Source organism: Pelagicoccus mobilis (assembly GCF_016595505.1).
In the GTDB taxonomy this organism is placed as follows: Bacteria; Verrucomicrobiota; Verrucomicrobiia; order Opitutales; family Opitutaceae; genus Pelagicoccus; species Pelagicoccus mobilis.
Window position 1 is genome coordinate 189,847 of sequence record NZ_JAENIL010000002.1, and the last position, 22,784, is coordinate 212,630.

Genomic DNA, 22,784 nt, shown 5'->3' on the forward strand with positions numbered 1-22,784 from the left:
AATGCAAGAATCCCAAAGAAAAGTTAAAGTAGGTGTCGTTGGTTGCGGCGTAGTTGCAACCGCTTACTACCTTCCGCACATGCTAAAAATGCCGGAGGTCGAAATCGTGGCCGTTTGCGACATCTTCGAGGACCGTATCAAGGCCTGCCAACGCCTCTACGGAGCACGTGAGACCTATACGGACTACTACGACATGGTCGCTAAGGCGGACATCGAAGCCGTCCTCATTCTCACCGGCCCCGGCACTCATGCCCCATTTACCATCGCAGCCGCAGAAGCCGGTAAGCACATCCTCCTGCAAAAGCCGATGGCTACGAACATGGAGGATGCGATCGCCATTAAAAAGGCAGTTCGCGACAACAACGTCATCGCCGTCGTCGAGCCGAGCGAGCGTTCACTACTTGATTTCCGCTTCACCGAGGCCCGCAACCTCATTCGCCAAGGAGTGCTCGGCGATCCCTACTGGTTCGCTCTCATCCCGAAAGGAGCTACCGAGAAGAACCACCCAATGGCAGGCGGCAATCCTTACGGAGTCGGGGCCTTCTTCTCAAAGGATTCCGGAGGCATGCTTTTCGACTACCCTTACTTTCCCACCGCGATCTGCACTCTGCTCGGCGACTGTAAAAGCGTGCAAGGTCTCGCAAAAGTTAGCGTGCCCGAGCGCTACGTCGTTCCAGATGATGAATACAACAAATTCCTCAAGGAATGCGACGATCCACACGAGGCAAACTATTGGCCTGTCGTCCTCGACAAGGAAAAGACCCAGAAGGTGAAAATGGGAGCTCCCGACAATATCTACAGCCTCTACGAAATGAAGAGCGGCTGGATCGGCGCCTGCCACGTCGGCCGTCTCTTCCAGCCCGCCCACCCGATGTCGACCTACGGAAACCTTGAAATCTACGGCTCCGAGGGGAACTTGCTGCTTCACACCGACTCTCTCGTCTCCATCAACTCCACACGCACGGACCTACTACCGGAAACAGATGAAAATGGTTGGTACAACATTCCCGATATGGAAGGCGTCCGTCGCATCCGCGGGCCCGTCCCGCCAGACGGCGGATTCAATTACTACCACGTCTCTACCGACCATTTCATCGATTGCATACTCCACAATAAACAGCCGTTGATTGATGTCGATTGGGGGCTTCATATTACTGAAATGATGTGCGGAGCAATCATCTCCGCTGAAACCGGCCAGCGCTACGAAATGACCACCAGCACTGGCGTCGAATTTTAAGGTAGCGGCCGCTGCCCTGACCGTTGTAGCTCATAGAGCAAAGTCGGGTCCCCAGCGGCCACAACGCCACCAAATCCCCCCATGATCCCCAAACGCATAGGCATCGTCGGACTCGGTTTCGGCAAACTTCTCGCCACCACACTTTCCCAGATGGCGCAAGCGAAAGTCGTCGCTATCGCCGATCGCAGCAATGATTCAAAAACGGAACTTGCTGCTCAACTCGGAGCGAAGGCATACGACGATGCCTTTGATATGCTCGAGAAAGAGGACCTAGATCTCCTTGTATTGAGTATTCCACCACGCGGACGCCAAGACCTGCTCCAGTATGCCGCCGACAAAGGAATCGCCCTCTTCGTCGAAAAACCGTGGGCATCCACTAGCAGGCAAGCAGAACTCTTCAACCGAATCGTCGAACCTATTCGCAACAAAACGATGCTCGGATTCAGCTTTCGGTTTTTGCCAGCCTTCCAAAAACTCCTCAGCCTGACTGCAAGCGAACTGGGAAATCCCTTCCTAGCCCAGGCCAGCTACATTTGGAACTACACCGGCTCAAGTACGACTTGGCTCTGGGATCCGGAAAACGGAAACGGATTTTTTAACGAAAACTCCTGCCATCTCTTCGACGCGGTCAACGCCTTGATGGGAAAACCGATCTCCATTCATTCCTTCGGCCACTCGCACCGCTCCTACCCATCGGAGGATGCGGCGATCGTAAATATCAAGTACCCAGAAGGCCGGGCTGCAACGCTCTCCATCGGCGGCATAGGCACCGCAGGCGTGGGCGATTTCCCTCGCCTCGAACTATGGGCTTCAAACGGGCACGCAGTCCTCACCGGCAACCAACACATCTGGACCGACATCGCTTGGACACCGGCGGAGACGAACGAAACGGTTATCTTAAAGACAGCACCTGAAAGCCTCACTCAAACGCGCTACACCAAAGCCTTCGAACACTTATTCGATTGCCTCGACAAAGACATCCCCGTCGAAGCCGACATCGAAGACGGCACCCTCTGCGTCCGCATGGCCGAAGCAATTTACTCATCAATAAAAACCGACGAACGAGTTTTAATAAGGTAGGGTCCGATCGCCGAGCGGACCGCAATGCAGGATCGAGCACCTCGGCTCGCCCGGCGGTCGAGCCCTACCTACCAACAAAGACAAGTCACCACAATGCCGATACGATTTGCAGTAGAAGCTGGCGAACACACAGAGTCCCTCGCCGCAGAGTTCAACATCCCAGGAATCCCCGTGAATCTCCCTGCGGTGCTCAATGACGTCGATTCCCTAGCAGCTGGCCTTCAAGCAAAGGGACTCCAGGCCTGCCAAATTGGCGCATTTGGATTCAACGCGCTTTCCCCCGATCGTTCCGCTCGTGAGGAAATGAAGCAGAAGATAATGACGGCCATGCCGCTCGCCGCAAAGCTTGGTTGCAAGCACTTCGCGTTCGCCGCAGGTAACGCGAATCCCAATATGTTCGGAGAGACCGATCCCTTTAACTTCACCGACGAAGCTCTCGATCAAGCCGCAGAAGAACTGAAACCTCTGGCAAACGTAGCGGAAGAGCACGACGTCTACCTCAGCATCGAACCTTACATAAAAACGGTCGTCCATTCGCCCGAAGCCTTCCTGAAGCTCAAGGAACGTGTCGATTCCGATCGTTTGCGAATCACGCTCGACGTCACGAGTTTCTACGACTTCCGCGATATGGTCGATCCACGCAATACGATACTCAACGCCTGCTCTACACTCAAAGGACACTACGATCTGGTGCACCTCAAGGAGTTAGCAATTGTACCCGGATTCCATATACACAGCGAACTGGTCGCCCACGATGCTGGCAACACCCCCTGGGATCTCGTCCTCGAACAATGCTGCGACCAACTGGGATCGGACAGCTGGGTTGTCATCGAACACATCCCAAACTTAGAGGACGGAAAGAGATCAATACCTCAAATCCTATCTCTTGCATGAGTTCCTCGGAACCCACTCTCATTCGTCGTTCCTACAAGTGCTCGGCTACGAATAGCGAACGCGATTACTTCATACACCTTCCCTCGGGCTACGAAACTGACGATACACGAGAGTGGCCACTGCTCTTTTTCCTCCACGGGAATGGTGAACGCGGAAACGGTAAGGACGAGCTGGACCTCGTTCTGAAAAATGGCCCAGTATTTGAGTCTTGGTTACGTCATAGAAATCTGCCGTTCATCATCGTCTCCCCGCAACTACCGACCTTCGACCGTGGCGAAACACTGCCCGAGAGTTCGCGCGAGAAGCCACCGGCAAGAGATCCACTCCGCAAGGCTCCCTACGACCAGTTTCCGCTTCCCGATTTCGAGGTACAACGAGTTCCTCAAATAGAGAGCGATAATCCTGAGTTTACAGAAAACTCATCTAAATGCGGTCTTCCCGGCGGCTGGCAGCTTTGCGTTTCAGAACTCGAACACATTCTTCAGACGACTCTCGACACATTCCGAGTCGATATGAACCGCCTCTATCTCACCGGCCTCAGCTACGGAGGCTACGGCACCTGGCATTGGGCAGCCCACAACCCAAGTCGCTGGGCTGCCATCGCTCCGCTCTGCGGAGATGGAGATCCAGCCAATGCCCACCGCTTCACAAATCCCGATCTTCCCATCTGGATCTTTCACGGAGGACGCGACTCTGTCATCCGTCCCGACTGGATCTACGATACGGTCAATGCGCTCGAGTCAGCAGGTCACAAAGACGTTAGACTCACCATCCACGAAGAACTCGGTCACAACATCTGGGATCGCGTTTACTCCAGCCAAGACTTCTACGACTGGCTGCTATCCCACACCAATACGCCGATAGCGGCGAGCATTGACCTCTGGTACGGCGACAAGCAGGAGTTTGGAAAATACGGCCGCCCGCAAAAGTGGATCAACATCCTCGGCAACTTATCGCCTGCTCAGGAAGCAAAGCGTCTCAGCTGTAGTATGAACGGCGGAGTCGCTCGACAAATCACGATTGGCAGCGATGGACACCGTTTGGCAAGACCGGGCGACTTTAACATCGATATCAACGTCGACGAGCTGAGTCCCGGCGAAAACACCCTCCGTCTGTATTCGGAGTTTCGTGACGGCTCAGTGATCGAGAAAGAAGTCTCAATCTTCGTACACCAAGCGACCTCGATTCCCAAAGAACTCGATTTGGATCTAACCCAGTTGAACTCCATCCCCGAGCAGATCCAGATTGTAGACGGCAAGTGGGAACAGACCGCAGAAGGTATCCGAAGCATTTCCCCTTTTTACGACCGTGTATTGGCCTTGGGCGACCTTTCCTGGAAAGACTACGAAGTAACCGCAAAGGTCATCTTCAACTCCGTTTTGCAGCCGAATGCCGAACTTGGCCATGGAGGAGCAGACGTTATCCATGCCGCCCTCGCCACCCGATGGCCCGGGCACGACAAGGACCAACGCCAACCCCACCGAAAATGGTGGCCACTTGGAGCAACGGCGGAGTTCCGCTTAACTCCCTCCTGGGACGATTGCTCGTGGCGAATCATCGGGTCGCCAGTCCTGATCAAGAACGAAGCTTCCTCGCGAAACATCGTTCCTGGGAATGCCTACTTTCTGAAGCATCGAGTACAAACCGTATCCGACGAGCAATCACTATATCAAGTGAAGTGCTGGCCGGCGAACACAAGCGAGCCCAAAGACTGGGATTTGGAACTTCTAAAGAATGACGACGTTTCCCAAGGCGGAGCACTCTTCCTCGCCCACTACGCTGATGTGACCCTACAGGCAGTAATGGTCCGGCCTATCTGAGCCGCTGGAAATAGGATCGGGGCGGAGCCCAAGCCCTATCTTTAGATTTCAGGGAAAAACTCTCCTGCTAGCGGAGTTCCCACTTCAAGCCCCAGCGGATCGGTTAAGATGTGCTTCGAAGCCTTACCTGGAACCGTAGGATCGTAAAGCGTCGCTTGATCCACGAAGATCGCCACATGGGCGAGACGATACTCATCGGTCTCATTCGGATTCGCCATATGCGGACAGCAACCGTGGTGAAAGGTACAGTCTCCCGCTCGTAGAGGCAGAGTTATCTTTGGCTCGTATTCAAGATCCGGAGCCATCGCAAACAAAGACCTGGAATCCTCCAACACCTGAGTACCCAACTCTGCACGGTGTTGTTGCCCGGGAATAAACGACATGCTTCCCTTACGGACAGGCACATCGCACAAAGCGATCCAAATCGAAATCGGATTCGGCGAATCACGGTGTGGCCAATAGGGCTGATCCTGATGCCACTCGGTGGCTCGCATGCTTCGCGGATTTTTTGCGAGCAACTGATCGTGCCACAGCCTCAGAGGCACGCCTGCTAAACGCTTTGCGATCGACACGACATTGGGATGAAAGGTTAGAGACTTCATGATCTCACTTTCACGCCAAACATTCACCTTCTGGTTCAACACATGGTTCGTTCCATCGTTGTTCGCCGTCGCAATTCCAAGTGCCTCTTGGTAATAGAAGTCGGCTTCCTCCTTAGTCAAAATCCCACTAACTTTGACGAAGCCGTCTCGGCGATAGCCACTGACATGCTCTTCCGAAATTTCGATGTCTCTTCTCTCGGGGTATTTGGTAATCATATTATTTTCTAAGTTCTGACTTTGTGAAGAAACTCTATACTCTTCCCTCTTGGGCAGTGATTCCACTCACCGCCCCACCCGATTCCCTCCATAAAAAGGGCGACACGAGAAACTCCCGTGCCGCCCACACAAACTTACTACCCAGTAAACCTACGATCTAGAAACTGAAAGTTGTAGTGACCTTAGCGATACGTGGCGCTTGCAACCAGCGTGCCGCGTAGAAGCCATGTTCATATTCCTTGTCGAACAGGTTATCGATATTGACCTGAGCACGGAAAGTGAAGCTCTCGTAGTCACGTTCAAATCCGCCAAACATTCCGAACAGAGCGTACGAAGGACGCTCGTGAGCGGTGCGGTTTCCAGCAGCGACAGAGCCAGTATAACCAGCGTAGTTGTCATCCGCGAAGCGCATATGGCCACCGAGAAACCAGTCCTTCATCGCACCTTCAGTGAAGGTGTAACGAGCCCAGGCATTGAATGAAAGCCCAGCGTACGGAGCAGTGCGCTCGCCACCATTCACGGCATTGTGGTCAGCCATAGGGGCGCCTGTAACTTGGTTCACGAAGAGTCCCTTTTCGCCCGTTCCCACGAGGCCGAGGTCGCCAGCGTTGGTGATCTTGCCATACTGGTCTTGCTCGATGTCTGCCAGCGTTACCGCACGTGCATCATCGCCTTCGCCAATCATGAGAGCGTTGCCGTCAGCATCAACAGGATTGCCGCTAGCGTCAGCGTAGAACGCATCGTTGAACATGATTTGGTAAACAGTGTCGTTCGCAACCTTCGCATCAGTGTATGCAAATCCCAATGACACAGTGAGGTTTTTACTTGGAACACCCACTGCCTGGATCTCCACACCTTCAGAGGTGGTATCCGCCTGTACCCAGTTCGAACCGTTGCGGCCGTTGATACCGTTCGGGTCGATGATATCGCGATCCACACCGCTCATCTGTACGGCATCGCCGAGGAAGTCAGTTTGGTAATAGGTCAAGATACCTGACCAACCACTACCGAGATCGTACTTGATACCACCTTCGACACCTTCACCGATCGCGGCGAGAAGTCCTTCATTGTAAGGGTCACGACGGAATGAACCAGCCGCCTTGAACGTCTCGGAGTAGTTGAGGTAGGCATTCACGTTCTCGTTAATCTGATATGTGAAACCTGCATTAATTGAGTCTTCCGAAGCTTCGTCCTTAAGAGTTGGCTCGAAACGGGTATTGAACTTCTTGTAGTCGTCATCACGGAAACCGACCAAAGTCTTGAGCTTGCCATCAAAGAACTCGTTTTGCAAAGCGCCGAAGTATGCCTCAGTTTGACGCTCGTCGAGGATCGGTCCCCACCACCAGTTCGGTACTGTTTCAGGGCGAACGAATTCCCAATCAGCAGGAGCAAGCCAATGAGGTCTCGCAGTCCAACCATCTGGAGAGATCTTCTGCCAACCGATGCCAAAGTAGTCATTACCCCACTCCGAGTGCGTGTCTGGAATATCTTCTTTTGTGAAAGCGATTGGCCCGTCTTCGAGCGCATGCCAGCCACCAGCGAGGAAGCTGCCGTTTCCGTCACGATTGTACGGACGCTGCTGTTCACCGAAGAATGCGTCGGACTCATCGATGTATCCGAGAATTACGCGCTGTGGGTTTTCACCCATTTCCCATGAGTAGGTCGCAACCGCACGAGTCGTATCCATTTCGTTGTTCGAGTAGAAGCGCTCAGGGTAGTACTTCATCGCATAAGTATCGAGCGGATTTCCGCCCTCGCCTGGACCGTAGACATTGATCGCGCCATTGAAACGATTTTGCACAGATGTCTGAGTCAGCTCATTACGAGTTACCTCGATCGCGAAATTTTCAACAGGCTCCCACACAACCTTCGCCATGTAGTTCTCCCAGTCCTGAACGCGCTCCTTAAACAAGGAGTGGTAACTGGTGATGTTGTCATAATTCATGCCCGGAATCATGTCCTGGAACCCAAGGTCAGTGATCGGCATAGACCAGTCCGCACCCGCAGGCTTGTAGAGAGGAATGATAGAGGGACTTTCGTGCGTCGTATCCACAACTTCCGCTTCCGCAGAAATGTACAAGCCCTTCACTGGCTTGAAGAGTACATTAGCGAAGATGCCTTCCTTCTCCATGTTGGTGTAGTCCTGCCAACCATCGGAATCTTCCTTGACTCCCGCGATACGCAAGCCGAGCCGGCCGTCTACGATCGTCACGTTGCTGTCGAGCGTAGCTCTCTTTTGACCTTCGGAGCCGAGCGTAAGAGCAACTTCGCCGAAGTTCGACTGGTAGTTCGCCTTCTTGGAAGTGATGTTCACCAGACCACCTGGCTCGCCGTCACCGTAGAGCAACGCGGCAGGACCACGAACGACCTCGACACGATCCGTCGAGAAATTGTCCGACTTGGTATACCAGATGAAGTTGTTACGGCGCATGAAACGCGTGGTCAGACCACGGAAGTTCATATTACGCTGCAAGCCGTTGCCGCCCTCGTTATTGCCAGCATTAGTGGCGAAATCGATTGCGGAGTTCACGTTGTCCAAGCCCAAGTCACGAAGGACCTCGCCATTCAAGACCTCGATCGAAACCGGGGTGTCCTTGATCGGCGTCGAAACCAAAGACACAGAGTTAGTATTGCTGGACTGATAGCCTAGGTCAGTGGATCCATCCACAGTGAAAGGAGGCAGCTCAAAAAGCTCCTCCTCCGAAATGTCGCTCTGGGCAGTACCAGTGGCAACGAGAGAAACAGCTCCAGCAGCTAGCAAAGCAGCGCGGACTGTTTGGGGCATTGATGTTCTCATATATTTTAGTCGTGGTAGTTCGAAGCAGCCCCAGACGGCTCTAAAAACGCGATTCGCGCTCTTCGACTCGGCGTGGGGTATAATTCATTCGGTCAGGGCGTTTCGCACGCAGGATAGCACACGAGACGCTCTTCCCTTCTCAGGGTGTGAGTCAACATTCCCGCCAAATTACATCGATGTCAATTAAAATTCATCCCAACCTCCCACCAATTCTCCTAATCCCTCTACCCCAATACCTTAAAAGATCGACACTAGCTCTTCCCCATTTAACACCGATGCCTTTTCTAGAGTATTTTCGTTAATTATTGCCCAAATCTCCCTCGCAAAGAAACTAGCGAATACGCCCCTAGGCACGCCCTTAACCTCCCCCACCCCCAACGCTACAAACATGAGCAAAACGACACGGTTCCTCCCCCCCTTAATCGCCCTATTCGCAGGCATCATCGCCAGAGCCGACGATCGTCCCAACATCCTATTCGTATTCACCGACGATCACGCCCCCCATGCCATCGGTGCTTATGACGGCTGGCTCAAGCCCCTCAACCCCACCCCCGAAATCGACAAGCTCGCCGCTGCGGGAATGGTTTTCGAGAACAGCTTCTGCACCAATTCAATCTGCGGCCCTAGCCGAGCCGTTATCCAGACCGGAAAGCACAGCCACAAGAACGGCTTCATGAACAACGGCAACTCTTTCGACTGGAACCAGCAGACCTTCCCCAAGCTTCTGCAAGCAGCAGGCTACCAGACCGCTATCTACGGCAAGTCCCACCTCAAAGGACACCCACAAGGGTACGACGACTGGGCAGTCCTCCCCGGCCAGGGACTCTACTACAACCCCGACTTCATCACTCCCGAAGGCAAAATAACCATCGAGGGACACTGCACGGACGTAGTCACGGACATGGCCGTCGATTACCTTCAAAACAAACGAGACTCCGAGAAACCGTTCATGCTCATGGTCCAGCACAAAGCGCCCCACCGAAACTGGATGCCAGCAGCCCGCCATCTCAACCTATACGATGACATCGATGTCCCAGAGCCGGACACCCTTTTCGACAAGTGGGAGGACAACGCGCCCGCCGCTCGCCACCAGGAGCTCGAGATCGACCGGCACATGCACATTAACTTCGATCTCTTCCTCGACCTCACACCAGATTTCGAGAGCGACGCCAAAACCGACCGCTCCGCCTGGTGGAACATGAAACGCATGACCGACCAGCAGCTTGACGCTTGGTTTGCCGCCTACCGCCCAAAAGACGAAGCCTTCCACGCAGCCAACTTGAACCACGAGGAAACAGTCCGCTGGAAATTCCAACGTTACGCCAAGAACTACCTGCGCTGCGTAAAAGGAGTCGATGAAAGCGTAGGCCGCCTCATGGAAACGCTCGAAGAACTCGACCTAGATGACAACACGATCGTCATCTACTCGTCCGACCAAGGCTTCTACATCGGCGATCACGGCTGGTTCGATAAACGCTGGATGTACGAGGAATCGCTCAAGATGCCCTTCATCATCAAATGGCCGGGTACCATCAAACCTGGATCGAAAAGCGACAAGATGATCCAAAATCTCGACTACGCCCAGACCTTCCTCGAAATCGCAGGCGCCCCCATTCCCGACGACATGCAGGGCGAGTCGCTCGTCCCCCTCCTCAAAGGCAACAGCCCCAGCGATTGGCGCGACCGCATCTACTACCATTACTACGAATACCCAAGCGTGCACATGGTCCCTCGCCAATACGGGATCCGCACCGAACGCTACAAGCTCATTCACTTCTACCAATTTGACGAGTGGGAGTTCTACGACCTCAAAAACGACCCCGACGAACTCACGAACTTGTACGAAAACCCTGAATACGCCGACCTCATAGCGAAGACCAAGCAAGAGCTTCGAGACCTACAAGCCTACTACGAAGAGGACAGCGACATCTCGGAAAAGCCAAAAAAGTGGCAACAAGAAGTCAGAGCCGGCACCCTTCGCTGATCATTCGACACCGCATCACACACGAGTCGGAGGGCAATGCTCCGTCATTGCCTCACACCCACCAACCACAAAGCGCTATCTCAACCGACCGCGCCCTTTTGCACTTCACTCCAAAGGTAGCGCCCGCTGTCCCCAGCGGGCAAACACAGAGCTAGCGAATCCATATCCGTTGAGGACAACGGACACTACCTCAATTGGCACCCTCTCCCCCCAAATGACGATGCACCACAAAAAAGGCGCCCTCGTGACAGGGCGCCTTTGGCGAATAGTATTATGGAAAATTTCAGCTTGGAGTTTCCGAACGCACTTTAGATGTCGAAGTCGACCGAGAAGACGAACTCGCGACCTGTGATACGACCGTAACGGATCGGCTCGCCAAGGGCGTTGTAGAGCGTCGGGATGTCATCGTCCTCATCGAGAGCGTTGCGGACATTCAACTGAATGTTGAATTTACGATCGCCCGTGAATGGCGTCTTGAGACCGCGGTGACCGTAACGAAGATCTAAATACAGCTCTTCTTCGCCCTTGAACGGATTGTTGATATCGACGATTTCCGTGCCGTTTACGATAGCGGAGCCGTAGCCGATAAGCGGAGCTTCACGCCAGCGTACCGCACCTCCAAAGGAGACACCCTTCATCATGCCATCCTTGAAACGGTAGTTGGCATTGAGGTTGAAGCGGTTTTGACGGACGAACTCGTTGGACTTGCCTTCGAGCGCCTTGATAATGCCGATGCCATTCGCGCCATTGCGAACCTGGTCCATCCAACGATCCTTCATTGTGAATACAGCGTCAGGATTGTTCGGATCCGCGTTTGGCCACTGGCCATTGCTTTGCGGAGCGGTTTCCCAAGTATAATCAGAGATCACGCCATCGCCATTTCTGTCCTGAGGATTGTTGTTACCGTTTTCCTTGAAGGTGATGCCATCCATGAAAGCTTCAACTTGATCGGTGTATTCAGCCCATGGATTACCGATATTGCTCTCGACTACATTCTGCTCGTTCCAGTTGAAACGAACGTCGAGGTTTTGGTTAACTGACCAGTTCAGAGAGAATTCCTTACCCTTCGCTTCGCGGAAACTGGTTACCCAGTACTGCCCAGCGCGACGATCGTAAACACCCGGCGAGTCTGGACCGCCACGGCTCTCAGGCCAACCTGGTTCTGACTTGTAGCTTGGGAGGACTCGGTTGATTTGAGCGAGAGAACCGTTGAGCGTGAAACGAAAACGGTTGAACGGAGTGTTCGCCGCGCGAGCCGGACCGGCTGTATTAACGAACTCGTTGTAGCGAGCGGTGAGCTTGCCGTCGAACGCGCTGAACATGATCCCCTTGTCTTCACCGTCGCCAAGCGAACCTGGAACGCGCTCGCCGTAAGCAGTGAACTGACTGGTGGAAGGCTGGAAGGTATCCGACTCATTGTAGTGGAAACCGATGTCGAGCCCAAACGGGAGTTTGACGAGATCTCTGATCGGGCGAACGATCACACCCTTGGTGCGAGTGATACCGCTGTCCGCATTTTCCGGATTAAATGGAGCGAAGTCCGCGAGCAGCGTGTTCGTACGAAGACCGAGATCACGATTTTGCTCTGCTACGACACGGGCATTGTTTACACGATCTTCCCTGTATCCGTAAGTACCGATAACTCGGTTCTTCCAGAAGAAGCCTTGATAGCTAAACTGGTTCGTACGGAGGCGATCTCTGCTCGAGTTAGCTGAACCGTCAGTCTGCACCATCGGGATACCGTTGCTGTCTACATGGCCCCAATCGCGTGGAGTCATGGTCCAAGCTTCACCGTAACCATCGATGATAGTCCAGTCTTCGCCCGGGTCCATATCTGCTGTCGGAACGATCGTATTGCCAACGTACCAACGGTTTTGCGGGCGACGCTTTCCATCCTGCAGCCAGCTGGAGTCGCTCGCGTAAACGAGGTTTCCGTCGTCATCGCGAACAGCCATTCCGTTGAGAGTCTCGAGAGGAGACGAGATGAGCGGAGTAGAGTTGAAACCTGGAATAATCTCAGTCAGCTCGTACTCGAGCCCTGGGATGTGAGCGTCTCTCCACTCGCCGTTAACCATTTCCGGCTGTAGGTGATAGCGGAATACTTGGTTCTGGCTCCAGGAGTTGTTGCCCGAGGTGAGCGCTCCGAAGCGGTGCAAGCCCAGGAACGCGAAGCGGTCGGTCTTGTCTTGGAAGTCAAACTCGTACGAGAGAGCAGCCCGGAAGTCCTGCGTCTTTCCCACAGACTCGTCGAAAGCCGGATAACCTTGGAAGTACATCTCGCCCGCATTCGGGTTAGGAGTAACTCCGTCGGACAAGTACGCGTTCGGGTCAACCTTGACCTGTACACCGCCGATGTAGTTCACCCGCTCCTTGAAGATGCCATTATTGCGCTCTTGCTGCATGCCGAACTCGAAATAGAGATTCTCGGCAAGTTTCTGAGTGAAGAACGCGTTGAAGATTTCGTAGTCGTCCTCATCCCAACGCACGTTTGAGAGCGTGTTAACGTTGGTCGGGTAATAGTCATCGTTGATCAGCGTGTATCCATCCGCCTCACGATTGATACTTGGAATGTGGTCCCAGTCCTTCGGAGAACGAATGTCGACCGTATCTTGCCAACCCCAAGTCGGCACGTCGTATCCACCGCCAATTACAACAGGAACGTTGTCGCCGTTCTCAAACAACTGGTTGCCTTCCGCGTACTGCTTGGGGCGAATTTCGCCCTCGTCAGTGAAGTCGCCATCATTGTTGAGATCCAGACCGTTCGCCCACTGAGCATCGTTTTGGAAAATGTGCTGGTTCGGATAACCGCCGCCATTGCCGAGAGTCTCCGACTCGTACCAGCCAGTGATGCCGTCAGTCGGATAGTTACGCGAAGGACGGTGAGAAACGACATTCACGTCCTCGTAGTGAACGGAAACCGTAGTATTCTCCCAAGGCCTGTAGGTGAAAGTTGCATACACGCGGCGACGTTCCTCGTTTGTGTAGTCCTGCTCCCACTGCTTCTCTTCATATACGGAAGCGAAGCGAACAGCGAGTTTGTCGTCGATGAGAACGCGATTCACATCCAGCTGACCGCGGAATCCGCCGAAGCTAGACACTTGCAAGCGAACATCGCCGAAGTCCTCACTCGTGGTAGCCCTCTTAAGCGTACCATTGATAACACCCGCCGGGCTCCCCGTACCAAAGAGGATGGAGTTCGGACCGGAAGCAATCTCGATACGGTCGACGTTGTAGTTATCGCCCGGAGCGCGGAGTGCGAAGAACTCACGAGAATTAGTACCGTTAGCGAGGCCGCGGATACGGATATTGCCCTGAGAACCTGGCAATCCGTTTCCAGTGACGATTTCGTCGGTACCTTCCACGTTCACGGTGTACATGGCAGCCTCTTCAAGATTGTTGAGGCTGTAGTCGTCCATGAAGTCCGTAGTGAGGGCTTCGATTTGAGTCGCGACATCCGTATAGCTTGTGCGCATACGGCTACCCGCGAGGGTCTCGGATGCACGCCAGCCGTCTTCGTCGGCTTGTACTTCAAAAGGAGATAGTTCGAAAATCTCCTCGTCACTCTCCTCCTGCGCGACCGCGCTGTAAGGAAGAGAACCAAAGGCTGCCAAAGCAGCACAGGCAAACGTGGACATTCGCCTGCTGTTCAATACGGGGACGCTCAAAGCGCCCACCGATTTCGGTAGGTCTATTTTGTTCATGGGGGTCGTATCTCTGGAGCCGCCTGAAACCAAGCAGCCGTTCGTAAGTAAATGGGTTCGGGGGAACTCAAGTGCCTAGTCTCGCCCGAAATGAGATCTCGAGCTCCGACTGATTTTTGATAGTAGGAAATCAAATCAAAGATGCTAACTTTCTTTTTCTTAACATTACTTAACGTTTAGTTTCATTTTCTAAAGTTATCGTACCAAAAAACGAGCAGAAACGATTCAGCATCGCGGTAGCGGCCATCGCCCCCCACAGTCACTGGAACATCCGAGGCAATCCAAGTTCGCTAGGGACCAAGCTCCCAATATTCGATTCCAAACCTGCTCCCTTCGAAATCGCTTAAACGCACAGAGAATAAAGCTTCTTCAAGAGATACAGTGGAATCCACTGAAAGGATCGCGGCCGCTCGCGGCATGCCGCTTTCGTTGATCTTCAAACTCCTCTAGTCCGGCGAAGCGGTAAATTCGAGCAAGGCGCGTGCAACGATACAGAACATGTCTAGCTACAATTCGCTCCCGAAAGGCGGCAGAAAGCCAAAATGGGAAGCCCCCCGAACGAGACTTCCCACCTTGTGTTTCTATTAAACCTCGGTCACTAGAAGTCTAGCGTAGTCGAGAGTATAAAAGTGCGTGGTTCGAACTGAGCCCACTTGATAGCCCGCCCGGTCGAGATCTTATCCGTTGGATACAGATCGCTGTTGTCGAAGAGGTTTCGAACGTTCAGCTGCACACGGTAGCGGTACTTGTCCCCGCCGAACTTGCCGCGGTAAGCCATCATCGCATCAAAGAAGAACTCGTCGTCATTGTAGTAAGGCTTCGTGATATCGGCCACCACGATCGAATTCCCACCTTCTTCAACGACCTTCTTGTCAAAGCCGATGATGCCAGCGTCGCGATAGCGTCCGGAGAATCCAACCCGGAAGCCCTTCATCGGACCGTCTTCAAACTGGTAGCTAGTAGAGAAATTGACACGCCACTTGCGCACGTTCGGGTTCGAACTGCCCTCAAGCTGATCGATACGGCCCTTCGCGTTGACTAGGAAGCGACGCACGTATTCCTCATGGAAGGTTTCGCTGTTTCCTTCGCTGCGACCAACATTGTCCCAACCAGTCAATGGAGTGTCACCGACCTCGCCCATCATAGTGCGATAAGCGACGACGTTCCCGTTGCTATCTTCGACGTATCCACTTGTTGTTGACGGATCCATACGCACGAATCCTGCAGCGATACGCTTCTCGGCAGACGTAAGCGGAGTCACTCCATCCTCGCCATAAACAACTTCAAACTCACGAGGATCATCCGGACTCCACCAGTCAACGATCGGCTTAAACGCCCCGTCGAAGTCCTCCTCGTGCCACTGGATACCACTCCAATAGTCCGCTCTCTCCAGTCCCCAGTCAACGTAGCTGGTAGCGATGTTGTTCAGGACGGAACGAGTTTTAGCAGCGGTAACGCGGATATTCCAATTCTTAGTGGGTTGAGCGTTCAGAGTGTACTCAGTCCCTTCTGCGGAACGATCAACAACCGGCAAGAACAGGTCAGTCTGACCAAAAATGTCGAAGCCGTTCGCGACATAATTCTGCGGATTTACGTCGTAATAGAAGTTCTCGAAATCCTTGAAGATTCCACGAACATTGCCATCCACCTGGCCACCAGGAGTGCCTCCATTGGTGGAGGCCGTCTTGTATTCATTGATCTTGAAAGCGAGCTTTCCTTCAAGCAGATCCAGGCGAACTCCATAGTCTTCACCGACACCCGTTTCCGGGTCATGGAAGTCGCCGTCCACGTCGAAACGAATCGTTCCCGCCGCGTTGTTGGTCGCCTCGTTATAGAAGAAGCTCACCCAGTTCGCGATTCCATTTGGACGGAACACAATCCCCTTCGTCTCGTTGGAGTTCACACTTCCAGCCGGGTATTCAGATTCCCAATCCAATCCAGTATACCACGGGAAATACCCGCCTTCGATCGCTTGAGGAGGGACATTGCCTGCTTCCCAGTCGGCGACAGAATAGTTCGATCCTTTCACGCCAGCTCCCTCAAGAACACGTTGGCTGATATCGTCATCACGCTTTCCGTAAGTGAGGATAATGCGATCGCCCCAGAAGTATCCTTGATAGGCAATCATGTCGGAATCGATTGTACGGTCGAAGCTGAAGAGACGGTTGGAACCAATCTCTTCCGACCACATAAGCGCTCTCAGATCGCCCGTCCCGCCCAAATCTGGCAGCGTAAGGATCTCCGCGCCTGGCTCCCAACCGTCGACGACTTGAGCTTGGTATCCATTATTCGCAGTCAGGTAGGAACGAACCGATACCGAGCGCTGGCCCTTGTCATTATAGTAGCTCACGTTCGGAGCGATGTTCGTCGCGCGTCCACCCAAGAAGCTAGGAGTCGATCCATCAGAATTCTGCCCCCAAGCCTGGAAGGAGTTGCCGCGAATCTGAGTCACACGACGATCGGAATAGAGGTAGGCAATGTTGTGTCGACCCAACAAGTCCGCCCACTTGTCCCCTACCCACTCCTTCTCGCGGAAGTTGTAGGAATAGGAAACCGTCATTCGCTTTTCGTCTTCTGACTCGTTCTGCTGCCAGCCCCAACCACGATCTCCCATGTAGAAGCTACCCGCACTCGGGTTCAGTATGAGGTTATCAGCAGTACTGTGCGGCAAGTACTTCTGCAGATCGATCCCGATCCCGTAGTTAAAGGAGCGATTGTATCCAAACTGACGCCCTTCGTTATCCTCTGAATTGTAACCAAATTCAACATATAGGTCCTTCAATGGATTGAATTCGGCGAACATCGTTAAGATGTCTCCTTCACGAGTGCGTCGCATGGTGTCGCCCCAAGGATTAACATCCTGAAGCGGCAGACCAAGAGCCTCCATAACATCAGGCCCAATCGTGACCTCCCGATCATCGAGATTCTGATCGTAGTTAGGTTCGAACCAGTAAGAGTCAGGGTTGTAGTGCTGGCTGTTTGGATCGCTTACATTCTCCATGTAGTCGCGGGCATCACGCCCACGAGCACCGTATCCATTATTCCAACGCATAAACGGCACGACGCTTTGATCAATCACGCCATTGTCTCCGGTATAGATGAAAGGACCTGCACCGTCTCCACCGTTCATGTAGAACGGACGGTTACCATCATCATCCGTAGTCGGGTCCCAAAGCTCGCCATTGCCATCAAAGAAGTACGGCGAGAAGAAATCCTGGAACATACGGTACTGCGTCGGAGCATCGACCTCATCGATATCCTCGTAATGAATACGGAAGTTCGCCTTGTCGTTTGGCTTGAAGGTCAAGGTTCCGTAGATGCGGTCTTGCTTGTCGTAACTGCCATCCAAAAACGACTCTTTCGTGCTATCGAGAGCCGCGAATCGTAGAGCGAGCATATCCTCGATCACGACCTTGTTGAAATCCACGTTGAAGGCCTTCGTACCATGGCTATCGAACTTCATTCCGATGCTGCCAAAGTCACTGTTCACCTGAGCGCGCTTAACCGACGCATTGATCGTCGCGCCTGACTTGCCCAAGCCGAACAGAATCGAGTTAGGCCCACTAGAGATCGCCAGATTTTCCGTGTTGTAATTATGGAGACGGAAACTCGTACCGAAGAAGTCACGTCCACGCTCGGATCCAGAGGTACGCGGATCACCAAGCCCTCGAGCGGTAGAAGAGCTAGGACCGCTGCGCTCAAAAATGGCGCGCTTTCCATCTTCGTATCCAGGATTCTCTTGCTCGTTTTCAATGTTGATCGAGTAAAGAAACGCCTCCTCCGGATCGGAAGCTGCGATATCGTCGAGAAAGTCCTTGGAAAAGATGTCGATCTGGGCTCCCAAGTCTTTGGTCTCAGTTCTCATACGAGTTCCAGCCGTCGTCGACTTGGTCATGTAGCCAGTGGACTCGCCAGCGTCCACCGTGAATGGAGAAAGCTCAAAAATCTCCTCTCCTTCATCCTGAGCGGATAGCAACGGAGCAATGAGCAAGGAAGCTGCGGACACGAACGCGGTGGCAGCGAATCTACCCGAAAGCGGATTGGAAGCGATCTGTGATCGCCAAGGGGTCGTCTTCATAGTTTGAGGCATCAGTTGGGTTAGGTTGCAGCTCTTCTTCAATCCCCAGCCTCTCGAGCAAGTACCTCGAGACACTCAGTTGATTGAAGGGAACTGTCACCCCACGGCTTCTTCCAAAACGCGCCTAAACGCACCGGAGAGAGGGTATTCCATGGGGTAAAACGGGGAATCGCGGTTGCGAATATAGTATCACTTTGATCATTTCACTTGCGATATTGCTACTCCTACGCTTCGTTAATCGTAACTTTCCTTTCATAACTTTCCTTTTTGAAAGTACTCATGACCTCAAAGCCCACTTCCATGAAAGAGATCGCCGAGATGGCGAACGTGTCCGTGATGACGGTCAGCCGGGCTCTGCGTAACAGTCCGGGTATCAGCGGCGAAACCCGCGAGCGAGTTCTCGAGATCGCAAACGAAGTCGGGTACCAGAAAAATCCGCTCGTTTCCGCCCTCATGACACAGCGCCGAAAAGGAGCTCCAGCAGACATCTCGCTGACAGTCGCCCACATTCATTGCTTGCCGGCAGACCGCAAACTCACTGGCAACCTCCTCACCCTGCGCCAAGGCATCCGCTCACAGGCCAAGAAACACGGATTCGAAGTCTCGGAGTTTTACCTGAACGAACCAGGCATGACCCCGCAACGCCTTGCCAACATCCTCAGCAGTCGCGGGATTCGGGCTGCCATCTTCGAGCATTTCTTCGAAGACGGAGTAGAACTCGATATCGACCTTTCCAGCATCTCCGCGGTCGCCCTCACCCACACAATGAGAAAGCCGAACCTCAATCGCGTCGTCGTCGCGGAATACCTATCAGTGCTCGTGGCCACCGAACATCTAGAAAAGCTCGGCTACCAGAAAATCGGACTCATCGTAAATCCTCGGCAAGAAGCCATCGCCCGCATCAAACGAGAAGCCGCATGGCTACTCCATCAGCAAAACCTCCCTGAACACGCACGCGTCCCGCTGCTCGTATCTGAAAGAGAGGGATTCGAGTCCGCTCTGGAAAGTTGGCTCAAAACTCACACTCCCGACGCCATCATCTGCCCCTACCGTCGGGCCAAACCACTCATTGACCAACTCGACCAGAAGATCGGCTACGTGCAACTCGGCTGGCACGAGGATGATACAGAACTCGCAGGGGTCGACCCGAACTGGCGGCAAGTCGGCATCTCCGCCGTCAACAAAGTCGTAGATCAGCTCTTTCGAGGTGAATTTGGCGAACCGCAGACGCCCACTGTCACCTCCATCGACTGCCATTGGCAAGACGGCCCCTCGGTACAAGTCCCAAACTGAACGGTTTTTCGTCACCCAATATCGACAAAGCGACACTTCCCCTACTTTATAGCCGGCCATGCCTTCCCAGACAGCACGCAGTCCCTTTCATGTGATGACCAAGCCAATTGGTCCGATCTGCAATCTCGATTGCAAATACTGCTTCTATCTGGAAAAAGAAGCCCTCTATACCGACGGAAAATGGCGCATGGCTCCCGACGTATTGGAAAGCTATATACGCCAGTACATCGAAGCTCAACCCACTCAATTCGTAAGCTTCGCCTGGCAAGGCGGCGAACCAACCCTCCTCGGCGTCAATTTCTTCCGCAATGTAGTGGAACTCCAAAAAAAGTACGCCAACGGGAAAACCATCGAAAACGCGTTCCAAACCAACGGCACGCTCCTCGACGACGAATGGGCAACCTTTCTCAAAGAGAACGACTTTCTAGTAGGCGTCAGCATCGACGGCCCCAAAGAAATCCACGACGCCAATCGAGTCGATAAAAAGGGGAACTCCTCCTTCGACGAAGTCATGCGAGGCATCGAAGTCCTCCAGAAAGCCGGCGTGCGATTCAATACCCTCACCTGCCTCAATCGAGTCACCTCGAAAAAGCCGCTCGAGGTCTACCGTTTCCTCAAGAGCATCGGTAGCGACTTCCAGCAATTCATCCCCATCGTAGAGCGACGCCCTGGCCAACAAGCCAAGAAATGGGGGCTAGACCTCGCCGCGCCGGAAGAAGGAATAGCGGACGATGATCTCCCAGTGCTGGGATGGAGCGTACTGCCCGAAGACTTTGGCGATTTCTACATACGAATATTTGATCGTTGGATACGCAAAGACGTAGGCACGATCTTCGTCCAGCTATTCGAAACCGCCCTCAGCAAATGGATCGGCGCGCCTGGAGGCATTTGCGTACACGCCGAAACATGCGGCGACGCCATGGCCGTCGAACACAACGGAGATCTCTACTCCTGCGATCACTTCGTGTATCCACAATACAAACTCGGGAACCTCAAGGACACGCCTTTGGTCGATCTCGTCTCCAAGCCCCAACAACGTCAATTCGGCCTAAACAAGCGGGACAAGCTCCCTGAGTACTGCCGAAAGTGCGAAGTTCGATTCGTTTGCAACGGAGGCTGCCCGAAAGACCGATTCCTTCATACTCCAGATGGTGAGCCCGGCCTCCACTACCTTTGCAAAGGCTATCGCAAATTCTTCAACCACATCGCTGAACCGATGCGAGCCATGGCTTACTTGAACCGCAACCGACGCTCTGCCACAGAGGTCATGGAACTCGTAGCCAAAAAGAAACTACCTGGCTACAAACCAATGAAGTAGGTAGCGGCCATCGTCCCCGATGGCCACACAACCGAATTCGTCTCTACTTCACCATCAACTCGAAGCTATCCGAGATTCCATCTCGATGATAAGTCACCTTTCGGTTGGCAGAAGTCGGAAAGGCATCATCCCAGGAAAAGGCAGCAATCGTCGCTTTCCCAGCCTTGTGGGAACGGAGGTTTCCAAATTTATCCACTGTCGCCACGCTTGGGTCGGAAGACTCCCATACCACATTGGTCCGAGTTGCTCCCGACGGGATCAGCTCGACCTTGAGCCGACGACTCTCCCCTTCCTTCATCTTCTTAACCGGTTTCCTGATACGAAGCCCTTCGACAGCCACAAATCGATGAGCTTCCAAAACCATTCCTAATTCGTCGTATCCTTCTTGCTGTTCTGGAGTCAGGTTCTTCAAATCGAGCCCGCTGTACCAACGCACCCCCCACTTTCGGGCTACAAAGCGATCTCCTTCGAGTTCCAATGGATCAGTTCTCAAATCAAAGAAACGCCCTTCAGGGTAGGCCGTAGTAGGAGAATACCGCTTGAAGTCCTTATTGAAGGCGTACTCAAAGATTTCCTCCTTCTGCGTGTATTCAAAATTCGCGGAATACCAGGTGCAGATCGAATCTCGAGGCTCTCCGCTAGCCCCTTCCATCTGCTCCCAAAAACTTATTCCATCTACCTCCGCATACTTCTCATGGCTAATACCTGTCGCGTCGCAAATACTCGGCAGCACATCCGTCAAGTAGGTTAGTCCATCGTACACCTTGCCGCTTTCGACCCGCCCCGGTTGGCTAACAATAAGCGGCACATGGATACCGTTATCGGTATTCCCGCCCTTGCGTCCGGGGTAGATACTCCCGTCCGGAAAAACGTGCTGGAAGATTTCCTTCGTTCCATTGTCCCCCATCAACACGATCAAAGTGTCATCTCTCAAACCTTCCGCTTCTAGTTTGTCTACCAGCTTGCCGATCAGCTTATCCGTGTAAGCGAGCATATCGGGAAAATAGCGGGCGTCATCTCCACGCCCCTTGATCACATAGGGCGATTCCTCATCAAACGTGTCAAAGTCCGAAGCAGGCTCGGTATCGGGAGTTGGCTTGTGGTCGTCGTGCACCAGCAACATCGGATAATAGAGAAAGAACGGCTCGTCCTTGTTATCCTCGATAAACTTAAGAGCCGCCCGGTTACACAGATCCGGACCGTACCAGCGACGCCCCGTGACCGGATCCAAGTCAGTTCTCCCCTTGTAGTTCACCACCTTACCGTTCACCACCAGATTCGGGTTAATGAAACGTTGCCCACCACCAATGACGTCGAAACAAACATACTCGTCCCAACCAAATTCCGAGATGTACTCGCGACCCGGCACTTCCTTCGTTCCCCTCGTCTGCTTCCATTTACCGAACATGCCGGTTCTATATCCTTCCGCCTGAAAAATATCCCCAAAGGTGATATCAGAAGCATGCTGAGACTTAGGTTTGAGATAGTTGCGGCGATTGTCTTTGCCGCTCATCAAAGCGATTCGAGTAGATTCACAAAGTGGATACGTGAAGGCTCGATCAAAACGAACTCCCTCTCCAGCGAGCTTATCCATGCGCGGAGTGGCGATCCGGACATTTTCGAATTCCTGCCCTTTTCGGATACAGTTCATCCGATCCGCCCCATAAGCAGTCACCCCATAGTGGCTTAAGTCATCTATCAAGATGAGCACGACGTTCGGTCGACGTTCCGCGAACGCCGAATGAGCGAAACCAACTAACAGAA

General features: G+C 53.3%; 12 protein-coding genes. 7 read left to right on the forward strand and 5 right to left on the reverse strand.

Going from position 1 to position 22,784, the window contains the following annotated elements:
• Position 1 precedes the first annotated feature (1 nt).
• The 4 genes from JIN87_RS01470 (at position 2) to JIN87_RS01485 (ending at position 5,031) form a co-directional block, all read left to right on the forward strand.
• Positions 2–1,237 carry a Gfo/Idh/MocA family protein gene (locus JIN87_RS01470; protein WP_200353730.1) on the forward strand — a complete coding sequence of 412 codons (1,236 nt, stop codon included), beginning with the start codon at positions 2–4 and terminating at the stop codon, positions 1,235–1,237.
• 81 nt (positions 1,238–1,318) lie between these two features.
• Positions 1,319–2,317 carry a Gfo/Idh/MocA family protein gene (locus tag JIN87_RS01475; RefSeq protein WP_200353731.1) on the forward strand — a complete coding sequence of 333 codons (999 nt, stop codon included), beginning with the start codon at positions 1,319–1,321 and terminating at the stop codon, positions 2,315–2,317.
• Between the two features lie 93 nt (positions 2,318–2,410).
• Positions 2,411–3,211: a sugar phosphate isomerase/epimerase family protein gene (locus JIN87_RS01480; RefSeq protein WP_200353732.1), complete on the forward strand. Its 801-nt coding sequence runs from the start codon at positions 2,411–2,413 to the stop codon at positions 3,209–3,211.
• The gene (locus JIN87_RS01485; protein ID WP_200353733.1) at positions 3,208–5,031 is read left to right on the forward strand and encodes a carboxylesterase family protein; all 1,824 of its coding nucleotides are present in this window, start codon (positions 3,208–3,210) and stop codon (positions 5,029–5,031) included. Before JIN87_RS01480 ends, JIN87_RS01485 begins: the two co-directional genes overlap by 4 nt.
• A gap of 41 nt (positions 5,032–5,072) precedes the next feature.
• Here JIN87_RS01485 and JIN87_RS01490 read toward each other — a convergent pair whose 3' ends face one another.
• Together JIN87_RS01490 and JIN87_RS01495 are read right to left on the reverse strand one after the other, a co-directional pair.
• A complete protein-coding gene (locus JIN87_RS01490) occupies positions 5,073–5,849 on the reverse strand; it encodes a phytanoyl-CoA dioxygenase family protein (RefSeq protein ID WP_200353734.1) in 777 nt (258 codons plus the stop codon).
• A gap of 157 nt (positions 5,850–6,006) precedes the next feature.
• The gene (locus JIN87_RS01495) at positions 6,007–8,634 is read right to left on the reverse strand and encodes a TonB-dependent siderophore receptor (protein ID WP_200353735.1); all 2,628 of its coding nucleotides are present in this window, start codon (positions 8,632–8,634) and stop codon (positions 6,007–6,009) included.
• A 400-nt stretch (positions 8,635–9,034) separates the two neighbouring features.
• Here JIN87_RS01495 and JIN87_RS01500 point away from each other — a divergent pair, with 400 nt between their 5' ends.
• Positions 9,035–10,630 carry a sulfatase family protein gene (locus tag JIN87_RS01500; protein WP_200353736.1) on the forward strand — a complete coding sequence of 532 codons (1,596 nt, stop codon included), beginning with the start codon at positions 9,035–9,037 and terminating at the stop codon, positions 10,628–10,630.
• Between the two features lie 308 nt (positions 10,631–10,938).
• Here JIN87_RS01500 and JIN87_RS01505 read toward each other — a convergent pair whose 3' ends face one another.
• Together JIN87_RS01505 and JIN87_RS01510 are read right to left on the reverse strand one after the other, a co-directional pair.
• A complete protein-coding gene (locus JIN87_RS01505; protein ID WP_200353737.1) occupies positions 10,939–14,331 on the reverse strand; it encodes a TonB-dependent receptor plug domain-containing protein in 3,393 nt (1,130 codons plus the stop codon).
• Positions 14,332–14,929: 598 nt separating this feature from the next.
• The gene (locus JIN87_RS01510) at positions 14,930–18,409 is read right to left on the reverse strand and encodes a hypothetical protein (RefSeq protein WP_200353738.1); all 3,480 of its coding nucleotides are present in this window, start codon (positions 18,407–18,409) and stop codon (positions 14,930–14,932) included.
• Positions 18,410–18,688: 279 nt separating this feature from the next.
• Between JIN87_RS01510 and JIN87_RS01515 the strand changes: the two genes are divergently transcribed.
• Positions 18,689–19,702, forward strand: coding sequence for a LacI family DNA-binding transcriptional regulator (locus JIN87_RS01515; RefSeq protein ID WP_200353739.1), 1,014 nt, complete (start codon positions 18,689–18,691; stop codon positions 19,700–19,702).
• A 58-nt stretch (positions 19,703–19,760) separates the two neighbouring features.
• Positions 19,761–21,020 (forward strand): anaerobic sulfatase maturase, encoded by a 1,260-nt coding sequence (locus tag JIN87_RS01520; RefSeq protein ID WP_200353740.1) that lies wholly within the window; start codon positions 19,761–19,763, stop codon positions 21,018–21,020.
• Positions 21,021–21,063: 43 nt separating this feature from the next.
• Here JIN87_RS01520 and JIN87_RS01525 read toward each other — a convergent pair whose 3' ends face one another.
• Positions 21,064–22,731 carry a sulfatase-like hydrolase/transferase gene (locus tag JIN87_RS01525; protein ID WP_200353741.1) on the reverse strand — a complete coding sequence of 556 codons (1,668 nt, stop codon included), beginning with the start codon at positions 22,729–22,731 and terminating at the stop codon, positions 21,064–21,066.
• Between the last annotated feature and the right edge of the window lie 53 nt (positions 22,732–22,784).